Consider the following 10457-nt stretch of genomic DNA (forward strand, 5'->3'; position numbering starts at 1 on the left):
GGGAGAGCGGCGGCGGTGCCGCCGGCGCGGCTGCTGCGCACCGTGCTGCGCCAGACGCGCGGGGGCCGGCCGGTACGCGGCTCGCTCCGGTCCGGCCTGCGCGAGCTGCGCGAGAGCGGCTTCCTGACCTGGCCCTCCGCATGACCCCTCCACCCACGCGAGGACACACACGATGAACCGGCCCGAAGAGATCGGCTACACCGACGAGTTGCTCGCCGACGCGAGCGTGCACCGCAGGTACGACGACGGCCGCGAGGAGTGGCGGCGCCGCTCCGACGCCTCCGCCGGCTCCCGCCTGGTGCACTGGCCCGACAACCAGGGGGCCTCCGGCACCGACGAACTCCTCGGCGACCGCATCATCAAGCGCACCCTGTCCGACGGCACCGTGGTCTACGCCCGGGACATCGGCTACGGCCGGACCCTGTGGGGGCGCGGCGAGACGGTGCTGGTGAACCGGACCTCGTTCGGCGGCCGGATGGGCGCGCTGCTCGCCGGCCTGGGCGTGGCCGCCCTGGCGATCACGGCCGCGCAGCTGCCGCCGCTGAGCATGACCCCGGAGGAGGAAGAGGCGCTGCGGCAACGGCACGCGCAGAACCAGGCGTCCTCCTCCGGGAGTTCGGGTGGTGACGGGGGCGGGGACGCGGGGGGCGGCGCGGGGGACGACTCGGGCGGCGACGACAGCTGGGAGGCCGGCTGGGAGGGCGACGACGACACCTGGAGCGACGACGACTTCGGCTGACCGGGACCGGCCGGCTGGCGGGCCGGCCAGCCGCAGCCTCCGCCGCCCGCCGCGGCAGCACCGCCTGCGCCGCAGCGCCCCGCCGCCCACAGCACTGCCCGCACGCCCGCACATCCGCACCATGCACCACCGCACCACGAAGGAAGGGAGCCGTCCGTGGCACGCCTGTCCGCCTGTCTGGCCGACACCACCGCCGCCGCCCACGCCCATCTGGCGGCGCTGGGCTCGGCCGGACCGGAGCCGTCCCCGACCGCGCTGCCCGGCGCCGCGCTCGGTCTGGTCGCGGACGAACCCGGGCGCGCCGAAGGCCCGTTCACGGCGTACGGCCTCACGGCGGTCGGCGAGGTCACCCTGCACAACCGCCCGGCGCTGCTCGCCGCGCTCGCGGCCGCAGCCCGGCCCGGCGCGCACCCGCCGCCGCCCGGCTGTCCGGACGCCGAACTGCTGCTGCACTGCTGGGCGTTGCTCGGCGAGGACGGGATCGCGCTCGCCGAGGGCATGTTCGCCCTGGCCGTCCTGGACGGGACGGACCTGGTCCTGATCCGCGACCACGTGGGTGCCCGTACGGTCTTCTACGCGCGGGCCGCCGGGGCCTGGGCGGCGTCGACCTCGCTGCGGGCACTGCGGCACTGGCCCGCGCTGGGAGCGTCCATGGACCTCGCGGCGGTTCGCTCCTTCCTGACGTTCGCGTATCTGCCCGGTGAGGAAACGCTGTTGACCGGCGTACGGGAGGTGCTGCCGGGCCGGGTGCTTCGGCTGGGGCGGGACGGCTCGGTCGGCGAGAGCGTGTACTGGGAGCCGCGCGAGCTGCTCGCGGGGGAGCAGAACGGGGAGCAGCACAGGGACGACGACCCGGCCTGCCATGTCCTGGCACTGCGGTCCCTGCTGGAGCGGGCCACCGCGAGCCGGCTGCCGGAGGCCGAGCCCGCGGCCGTCCTGCTCTCCGGCGGCATCGACAGCTCGCTGGTCACGGCCCTCGCCGCCAAACTCCACTCCCATCCGGTCCACACGTACTCGATCAGCTTCGGTGACGACCTGCCGAACGAACTGGGCTACTCGGGCCTGGTCGCCGCCCACTGCCACACCCGCCACCGGGTGCTGACCGTCTCCGGCGAGGCCGTTGCGGCCCGCCTCGCCGAGGCCGCGGCACTGCTGGACAGCCCCGTCGGCGATCCGCTGACGGTGCCGAACCTGATGCTGGCGGAGGCGGTAGCGGCCGACGGCGCCTCGGTCGTGCTCAACGGCGAGGGCGGCGACCCCGTGTTCGGCGGCCCCAAGAACCTCCCGATGCTGGTGCAGGAGATGCACCGTTCGCCCGGTGCGCCCTGGGACGAGGACCGGGCGACCGCGTACCTGCGGTCGTACCGCAAGTGCTGGACCGATCTGCCGCGGCTGCTGACCGCCCCGGCCCTGGAGGCGCTGCGCGACGCCCCGCGCCCGCAGCGCTTCGTGGAGCCGTACCTGATGCCGGGACCGGACAGCCCGTACCGGATGGAACACCTCCTCAACCAGCTCCTGCACTGCAACCTGCGGACCAAGGGCGCCCACCACATCCTGACCAAGGTGGAGCGCCTGACCGCCTCGCAGGGGGTGGAGGGACGGGCGCCGCTCTTCGACCGGACCGTGATCGACCACGCCTTCGCGACTCCCCCCACGCTCAAACTGCGGGGGACGGCGGAGAAGTGGGTGCTGAAGGAGGCGGTCCGGGACCTGCTCCCGGACACCGTCGTGGACCGCCCGAAGAGCGGGATGCGGGTACCGGTGCAGCAGTGGCTGACGGGACCGTTGCGCGAGCTGGGGCACGAGCTGCTGCTGGGACGGCAGGCACGCCAGCGCGGCCTGTTCCGCCCGGAGACGATCCGTGCCTGGCTGAAGGGTGAGGGGAGCCTGCTGCCGCGCCAGGGCGGAAAGCTGTGGCTGGTGCTGACCCTGGAACTGTGGCTGAGGTCGTACGAGATATGAGGAGCCGGGACATGCAGGGGGAACGACCCGACGCGATGACGGGCACGACGGGCACGGCGACGGGGCCGACGGGTGCCGTGGCGGAGCCGACGGCGATGACAACGACGCCGACGGCGACGGCGACGGCGACGACGACGGAGCTGATCGACCCGCGGACCGGGCGGGTGCGCGGTACGGCGCCCCTGTCCCGGGAGCCGGAGGTCGCGGCCGCCGTGGCCGGTGCCCGCGCCGCGCTGCCCGGCTGGCGCGCGCTGACCCCGAAGGAGCGGGGCCGGCGCCTGGACCGGCTCGCGGGGCTGGTCGAGGAGCACGTGGATCGGTACGCGGCGCTGGAGCGGGCCGGTACGGGCAAGCCGGAGGCGGAGGCGGCGGGCGAGCTCGAGCAGGTGGCGGACCTGTTCCGCTTCTACGCGGCGGCGGCCCGCACCCGGACCGCACCCGCCGCGGGGCATCTGGTGCCGGGGCACGAGAGCTGGGTGCGCTGGGAACCGGTCGGGGTCGTCGGGGCGGTCCTCCCGTGGAACTACCCGCTGCTGATGGCGGCCTGGCGGTGCGCACCGGCGCTGGCGGCCGGCAACACGGTGGTGGCCAAGCCCGCCGAGACCACGCCGGACTCCTTGGAGCTGCTGGCCGAGCACGCGGCCGCGGCACTGGGCCCGGGCGTGCTGGGGTGGCTGCCGGGCGACCGGCTCACGGGACGGCTGCTGGTCGCATCCGACGTGGACATGCTCGCGTTCACGGGCAGTGGCGCGGCGGGGGCGGACGTGGCGGCCCGGGCGGGCATCCGCCGTACGAGCCTGGAGCTGGGCGGGAACGCCCCGGTCATCGTGCTGCCGGACGCGCCCGCCCACACGTACGCCGCCCTCGCGGAGGCGGTCACGTACAACGCGGGCCAGAGCTGCGCGGCCCCGGCCCGGGTGATCACCCTCACGGAGAACTACGAGGCGGTGGTCGCCGGGCTCACGAAGGCGCTGGGCGCGCGCGTGGCGGGCCGGGACTTCGGTCCGCTGAACAACGCGGACCAGGCGGCCCGCTACGACGCGCTGGTCGCCTCCTCGGCCGCCGGGTACGACGTGGCGGGGACGGTGGCGCCTGCGGCGGGCGAGGAGGGCGGCCACTGGCGTCCGGCCCGGCTGCTGGCGGACCTTCCGGCCGATGACCCGGCGGTCACGGAAGAGGTGTTCGGCCCGCTGCTGACCGTCCAGCACTCGGACGGCGTGGCCGAGGCCCTGGCCATGGCGAACGGGGTGCCGCAGGCGCTGGCGGCCAGCGTCTGGACCGCCGACCTCGACCTGGGCCTGGAGCTGGCGGCCCGCCTGGACGCGGGAGAGGCGTGGCTGGGCTGCCACCTGGTGCAGACGGCGGAGCTCCCCCACGGTGGGCGCGGCGCCTCGGGCCACGGCACGGACCTGAGCACGCTGGCCCTCCACGAGTACCAGCGCCCGAAGACGGTGACGGTCCGCCTGGGCCGGACGCTCGACGGGGTCTGAGCTCGACGGGGTCCGAGGCGGATGCCGACGCACGGACGCCGCCGGACGGACGCCGACGCGCAGACACCGCCGGGCGGCGCCGATCGTCAGAAGCGCCAGCGGGTCTGGCCGAACCGCTCGCCCTTGTCGAAGCCGAAGGCGGTGCGCGGGGCGACCGCGAAGACCAGGGCGCGGCCGGCCTGGGGGTTGGCGAAGGCCCCGTCCTGGACGTCGAAGTGCCAGTCGGGGCCGTACTTGGCCTCCCAGGCAGCCGCGAGCCCGCGCAGCCGTACCTCGTCGGAGACGCGGTCGGCGTCGCCCTCGACGACCAGGTCCACGCCCTCGTCGAGGGTGTTGCGGCCGGTGGTGAGGACCACGGCCGGGTTGGTGCGCAGGTTGCGGGCCTTGCGCTCGTCGGGGCCGGTGCAGAAGTGCAGGGCGCCGTCAGCCCAGACCGCGATCAGCGGGGTGACGTGCGGGCGGCCGTCCGGGCGTACGGTGGTCAGCCAGTACACCTCGGCGTCCGCCAACCGGGTGACGGCCTCGCTCCAGGGCAGGGGCTCGGCGGCCGAGCTGCTGTAGCGCTCGTCCAGCTCGGCGCGCGGCACCCCGGGACCGGGCCCACCGGCTGCCCGGCCACCACCGCCGTCGCCGCCGTCGCCGCCGTCACCGCCGCTCCCGGCTCCGGTACGGGCACCGGCACCGCTCACTCGGCGATCTCCGTCCGCTCCCACCACTCGTAGACCGGAAGCGGCCCCTCGGGGGAGTTCTGTTCGCGGTCCGCCGGCCTGAAGTGCTCGTAGCCGCCGCGGTGCGGGATCTTCAGGTCTTCGCCGGCCGGCACGGTGACCTCGACGACCCGCTCCGGCAGATCGGCCGGACCGCCCTCCAGTAGCGCCTTGTTCGCCATGGCCCCAGTCTCACCCGCTCACCGCGGGTCGGCCACCGCCGCCCCGCCCGCACCGCGGAATTCCTTCCGATGCACCCGTCCTGCGTACGGCCGTACGGGCGACCGCCTGATCATCTGGTGGCGGTGCTGGGGCCGTGGTAGCTTCGCGAACCACAAAGGGACTCGTGCCGGCTCCTGGGGGATGGTCGGTGGTGATGAACGAACCGCGTCCGCCTGCGCGGAAGGCGCAGCTGCGCCTGGTGCTCGTGGACGAGCTGTGCCGGCTGGACTGCGTACGGGATCCGGGCCAGCGCGTGCTGTTCGGGCAGAGCGTCGGCGAGTACCTGGAACTGGCCGTGGACCTGCCCGGCAAGGACGCGCGCGGCGACATGGTCTCCCTGGTGCAGATCGTGTTACGGAGCCGGTCCGACGACGTCGATGCGGGTGTCGAGGCGGCTGTCGAGGCGTTCGTCTACGCCGTGGGCCTGCACGAGGGCAGCGACACGGCGGGCGAGCTGCGGGAGCGGGTGCAGGCGGTCTGGGCGCCCGGGCCGGCGGCGGGGCTGCTGCTGCACGGGGCGTTCGAGGACCGGGACGTGAAGGCCGCGCGCGCCCTGGTCGCCGGGCAGCCGGGGCTGGACCGGCGCGGGCTGCGCGACCGGCTGGCGCACGAGTTACGGCTGGAACTGCCCGGGCACCTCACGCCGGTGGAGCTCTTCGAGCACCTGCTGGACCTCAACGCGCAGGCCGACGGGCTGCCGCCCGCGGTGGTGATGCTGGAGTTCCTCGCCGTGCTCGCGCCCCGTGAGTCCGACCGGCGCCGGATGCGCGACTGGTGCGACGGCTGGGCGAACGGCGCGGCGGCCGGGGCCGGGGCGGGCGATGCGCTGCGGCGGCGGCGCGAGGGCCTGGCGGCGGCCGGCAGCCGGGACCGGGGCGGTACGGAGCGCGGTGGGGAGCGCGGTGCGCAGGGGGCCGTCCAGCGGGGTGCGGAGCGGAGCGCGGACGGGGACTCCCCGCGCTGTCTGATCATCATGGTGGACCCGGCCCCGGACGGCTCGCCGGACATCTTCGTACGGCACTGGGTCAACCGGGTCTCCGGTGACTGGGCCCCGGTGGCCGGCAGTCTGGAACGGGCCACGCTGCGGAGCCTGGAGGCCGCGGTGGAACGGGCCATCCGCCGCGGCGAGGAGTACTGGGCGGACGCCGACCGGGACGGCGAGGACCTCAGCCCGATCCACGTCGAGTTCGTACTGCCCTACACCATGCTCAACCACGACGTGGCGGGCCTCGGCCGGAACGCGGACGCGCCCGACACCGTCCCCATCGGCCTGCGGTACTACGTCCATCTGCGCAGCCTGGAACGGATGCGCACCCGCGACCCCGCGCAGCTGCGCCGCTGGCGCATGCGCTGGCAGACGCTCCGGTCCTCCGCCGCGGCCCGGCCCCACCCGTGGACCTGGACCGGCACGGACGACCCCGACGGCAACGGCGACACCGACGGCACCGACGGCACCGACCCCGTCAGCGCGATCGGCACCGTCAACGGCACCGCCGCGACCGACAGGTCCGGTGCCGCCCGCGCCACCGACCGCGCCGCCGACCGCGCCGCCGGGCTGCGGATCTGGCGCAACCAGCTCGTGGCCGACCAGCTGCTGACCGCCGTCACGCTCGGCGCCCCCGCCCGCGAGGGGCAGGGCCTGGAGCCGCTGAAGGCGGCGATCGCCGAGGGCATCGGGGTGGCCCTGTGGGACCGGCGCGACCCGTCGCAGCGCCAGCAGCTCGGCGCCCCGCTCGACATGCTGGTCGCCTTCCCGACCGCCCAGCTCCCGGGCACCATCCACCGGCTGCGCACGAAGGCCGAAACCCATCAGAACGGCGCGCAACTCCCGGGCAGGTATGTGGCGTTCTTCTACGATGACCCCTTCAGGCTCATCGACTGCGAGGAGGTACCGGCATGACCGAGTACGAGCAGGAGCGGGAGGCCACCGCGGTCGACGGAGCCGGCACCGACACCCCCGCGTCCTGGCGCGTGTTCCACGCGACCGGCGCCGCACCGGACGGCGATCCCCCGGCCGTGCCGCCCGCACCGCCCTGGCGTTCCTTCGCGGGTGAGCCGCTCCAGCCGGCGCCCGCCGACGACGACCGGGCGGACCACCGCCGCCTTGGCGCGCACGGCCCCCGCCCCAGCCTGGGCGACGAGGAGATCGACACCGTCAACGCCGCCCTGCTGCTGCGCCGCCCGCTGCTGGTGACCGGGCCGCCCGGGGTGGGCAAGTCGACCCTCGCCTATCTGGTGGCCCGCGAACTGGGCCTGGGGCGCGTACTCCAGTGGAGCGTCGTCAGCCGTACGGCGCTGCGCGACGGGCTGTACGAGTACGACTCCATCGGCCGGGCCCAGGCGATCGCCGCGTGGCGGGCCGGGGTGCACGACGGCGTGGCGGAGGGCGTGGCAGACGCGGGCGGCACGGCGGGACTCGTGCCCGGGCCCCGCCCCGTCGGCGGTGAACAGGCCCCGTACCTGGGGGACTTCATCACCCTGGGGCCGGTCGGGACGGCGCTGCTCGCCTACGAGCGGCCGCGCGTGCTGCTGATCGACGAGCTCGACAAGAGCGACATCGACCTGCCCAACGACCTGCTGCACGTCCTGGAGAACGGCAGCTACGACGTGCCCGAGCTGGTGCGCAGCGCGCTGCCGGCCGTCAGTGTGTTCACGGACGACCCGGGCGGCCGGGCCGAGATCGTCGGCGGCCGCGTCGAGTGCCGGGAGTTCCCGCTCGTGGTGATCACCAGCAACGGCGAGCGGGAGTTTCCGGCCGCGTTCCGCCGCCGGTGCCTGCCGCTGGAGATGCGCCCGCCGAGCCGCGAGCAGCTCGTCTCCATCGTCGTCAGCCACCTGCGGAGCAGGCCGGAAGGGGTGGACACGCTCGTCGAGGAGTTCGAGCGGCGGGTGGCCAAGGGCGGCACCCAGTCCGTCGATCAGTTGCTCAATGCGGGGCACTTGACCACAGCGGGGGGGTTCCAGGCGGACACCCACGGGCGTAAGCTCATTGAACTGCTGTTGCGCGACCTCGCGAAAGGCCGCTGATGGACGGCACACCCAGGGAGCGCGCACCCGACGCCCGTGAGGCGTCGGCCGGGACCTCCGCCGACGCTCCGACGTGGCGGGAGATCGCCGACGCCGTGTGGCTCGCGGCCGCCCGATCGGCAGCGACACCGCTTCCACCGGACGAGCCCGAGGAGCCGGAGGAGCCGGACGGGTCGCAGGCGTCGGAGCGGTCGCAGGAGCCGGAGGGGGCGGAGCTGTCGGAGGCGTCCGGGGAACAGGGTCCGCCGCAGTCCGAGCCGGGTGGGGAGGAGCGCTCCGAGGGGGAGTCCGTACCGTCGTCGTCGGCCGCGTCCGGCATGCCTGCGCCGCTGGCGGCCGGGCACGGCCCGCATGCGCCACGGGAGACCGGTGACGGTGACGACAACGGCGGTGACGGGGGTTCCTCCGTCGTGCCCGCCGTGCCTGACGGGTCCGACCCGGACGACGGCGCCCCGGGTGTCGCCGCCCGTGGGCCGGTGCTGCCCGCCGGGCTGCGCCGCGGCCGCCGCCCGGTGGCGCCGCTGCGGCTGGCGAAGGCGCTGCACCGGCTGAGCCGCAGCCTGCCCGCACGCAGCCGCCGGGAGCTGGACGAGGAGCGTACGGCGCGGCACGGGATCTCCGACAACCTCTGGATCCCCTATCTGCGCCCCGCCGCCGAGAAGGCCTTCGACCTGGTCCTGCTCGTGGACCGGGCGCCCACCATGGGGATCTGGGCGGACCGGGTGACGGCGCTCGCCGTGGAGGCCGTACGCAGCGGCGCCTTCCGGGACGTGCGCACGGTCGGACTGGAGTTACCCGAGCGGGGCAGGGCGCGGCTGCGCTGGCCGGGGGAACGGACCGGCGATCCGACCGAGGTGCTCGACGCCCGCGGATCGCGCGTCCATCTGCTCGTGACCGACGGGCTGGCGCACGGCTGGGCGGGGCCGGCCGCGGACGAGCTGCTGGTGCGGCTCGCGCGCAGCGGGCCCACGGCGCTGGTGCACCTGCTGCCCACCTATCTGTGGCACCGCTCCTCGGCCGCGCCGTACCGCGCCGAGCTGGAGGCGGGCGGCTTCGGCGCCCCCAACACGCGCATCGGGCTCCCGTACGGCCACCCGGACGCGCCCGACACGCCCGACGATCCCCGTCGCTCCGGCGCGTCCGGTGGTCCCGGTGGTCCCGGTGGTCCGGGTCGTGGCCTCCCGGAGCCGGCCGCCGCTCCGGCACCCGCCGCCGCCCCGGTACCCGTGCCCGTGCCCGTACCGGTGCTCAGCCTGAAGCCCGAGTCGTTCGCCGCCTGGGCCGACCTGGTCGCCGGTGAGCACGGCGTGCGCCGGACCCTGCCGTTCCTGCTCGCGGGAACCCTGGCCGGGGGTAGGCCGACGCCCGGCCTGCGGTCGCCGCGGACCGCCGCGGCCGGCTCCGCCGATGCGACCGACGCGGCCGACGCGGCCGTACGCCGGTTCTTCTCGCTGGCCACGCCGACCGCACGCCGGCTGGCCACGCATCTGGCCGCCCTCCCCTTCGAGTTCGAGCTGATCGAGGAGCTGCGGGGCCGGGCCCTTCCCGAGGCGGACGCGGGGCATGTGGCCGAGCTGCTGATGGGCGGGCTCATCGACTGGGAGGGCCCGGCCGGTGAGGGCTCGCCCGACTTCGCCGAGGGGGTCCGCGAGGCGCTGCTCGCCACGGGGACCCGCACCCAGCTCGCCCGGACGGTGAACCTCTTCGCCGACCTGCCGAGCGCGCGCGACCGCGGCGTACGGCTGCGCGCGGCACTCCAGGATCCCGAGGGCGCGGCCCTGCCGGAGCCGACGCCGGCCAACCAGCCATGGGTCCGGGTCGAACTGGCGGTGCTCAAGGCGCTCGCCGGCCCCTACGCCCGCCGCGCGGCCCTGGTCCCCCGCCCACGCCAGGGCGGCCGACCCCGTGACGCGCGCCAAGCCGCCCTCGAGTACACCGGCTTCGTGCCCCTCCTCCGGTTCGGCGCCCTCTGCGCACTCCAACTGGGCGTCGTCGCCTCCGCCGGGGAACAGGCCGCCGCCGCCGCCCGCAGCAACGCCGCGGCGAACGCCCGGAGCGCGGCGGAGGCCGCCGCGGCGAAGGATTCCGCGTCCGGCCGGGCGCCGATCAGCAGGGCCTCGGCCGCGGGTGCCCGGAAGGGCACGTCGGCGGGGGCGGGCACCCCGCTCCCGGCCCCGGGCATCCCGCCGGCGGGGGGCCGGGGCCGCCCGGCCCGCGGGGCGGGCCCCGGCCGCCGGCCCGGGTGGGTGGCCCGCCCCTCCCAGGCGGCGGCCGGGTTGCGCGCCTGGGCAGGGGGTGGGGGGCCGGCCG

8 protein-coding genes are annotated in these 10457 nt (G+C 75.9%); 6 read left to right on the forward strand and 2 right to left on the reverse strand.

The window, feature by feature from the left end; genetic code table 11:
- Positions 1-172 precede the first annotated feature (172 nt).
- From GPJ59_RS27280 to GPJ59_RS27290, 3 genes are all read left to right on the forward strand, one after another.
- Entirely contained in the window at positions 173-739 is a 567-nt protein-coding gene (locus GPJ59_RS27280; RefSeq protein ID WP_219670359.1) for a hypothetical protein, read from the forward strand.
- Positions 740-895: 156 nt separating this feature from the next.
- Positions 896-2701, forward strand: coding sequence for an asparagine synthetase B family protein (locus GPJ59_RS27285; RefSeq protein ID WP_219670360.1), 1806 nt, complete (start codon positions 896-898; stop codon positions 2699-2701).
- Between the two features lie 11 nt (positions 2702-2712).
- A complete protein-coding gene (locus GPJ59_RS27290) occupies positions 2713-4191 on the forward strand; it encodes an aldehyde dehydrogenase family protein (RefSeq protein WP_258024996.1) in 1479 nt (492 codons plus the stop codon).
- Between the two features lie 86 nt (positions 4192-4277).
- Here the strand turns inward: GPJ59_RS27290 and GPJ59_RS27295 are convergent, their stop codons facing one another.
- Entirely contained in the window at positions 4278-4778 is a 501-nt protein-coding gene (locus GPJ59_RS27295) for a pyridoxamine 5'-phosphate oxidase family protein (protein ID WP_219670365.1), read from the reverse strand.
- A gap of 98 nt (positions 4779-4876) precedes the next feature.
- Positions 4877-5080: a DUF5988 family protein gene (locus GPJ59_RS27300; RefSeq protein WP_219670361.1), complete on the reverse strand. Its 204-nt coding sequence runs from the start codon at positions 5078-5080 to the stop codon at positions 4877-4879.
- Between the two features lie 194 nt (positions 5081-5274).
- On the opposite strand from GPJ59_RS27300, the gene GPJ59_RS27305 reads away from it, so the two are divergent.
- The 3 genes from GPJ59_RS27305 to GPJ59_RS27315 form a co-directional block, all read left to right on the forward strand.
- Entirely contained in the window at positions 5275-7020 is a 1746-nt protein-coding gene (locus GPJ59_RS27305; protein WP_219670362.1) for a VMAP-C domain-containing protein, read from the forward strand.
- Complete coding sequence (locus tag GPJ59_RS27310) at positions 7017-8147, forward strand: AAA family ATPase (protein WP_219670363.1); 1131 nt, start codon at positions 7017-7019, stop codon at positions 8145-8147. The genes GPJ59_RS27305 and GPJ59_RS27310 overlap by 4 nt, the downstream gene beginning before the upstream one ends.
- The coding region (locus tag GPJ59_RS27315) for an SAV_2336 N-terminal domain-related protein (protein ID WP_308120513.1) at positions 8147-10457 on the forward strand (2311 nt) is incomplete at its 3' end. The genes GPJ59_RS27310 and GPJ59_RS27315, both read left to right, overlap by 1 nt.

The organism is Streptomyces bambusae (genome assembly GCF_019400985.1).
Taxonomy (GTDB): Bacteria; Actinomycetota; Actinomycetes; order Streptomycetales; family Streptomycetaceae; genus Streptomyces; species Streptomyces bambusae_A.

Excerpts from the sequence above, each read along its gene's own strand:
- GPJ59_RS27310 (WP_219670363.1), top strand. The coding sequence starts at position 7,017 with ATGACCGAGTACGAGCAGGAGCGGGAGGCCACCGCGGTCGACGGAGCC.
- GPJ59_RS27290 (WP_258024996.1), top strand. The coding sequence starts at position 2,713 with ATGCAGGGGGAACGACCCGACGCGATGACGGGCACGACGGGCACGGCG.
- GPJ59_RS27305 (WP_219670362.1), top strand. The coding sequence starts at position 5,275 with ATGAACGAACCGCGTCCGCCTGCGCGGAAGGCGCAGCTGCGCCTGGTG.
- GPJ59_RS27300 (WP_219670361.1), bottom strand. The coding sequence starts at position 5,080 with ATGGCGAACAAGGCGCTACTGGAGGGCGGTCCGGCCGATCTGCCGGAG.
- GPJ59_RS27280 (WP_219670359.1), top strand. The coding sequence starts at position 173 with ATGAACCGGCCCGAAGAGATCGGCTACACCGACGAGTTGCTCGCCGAC.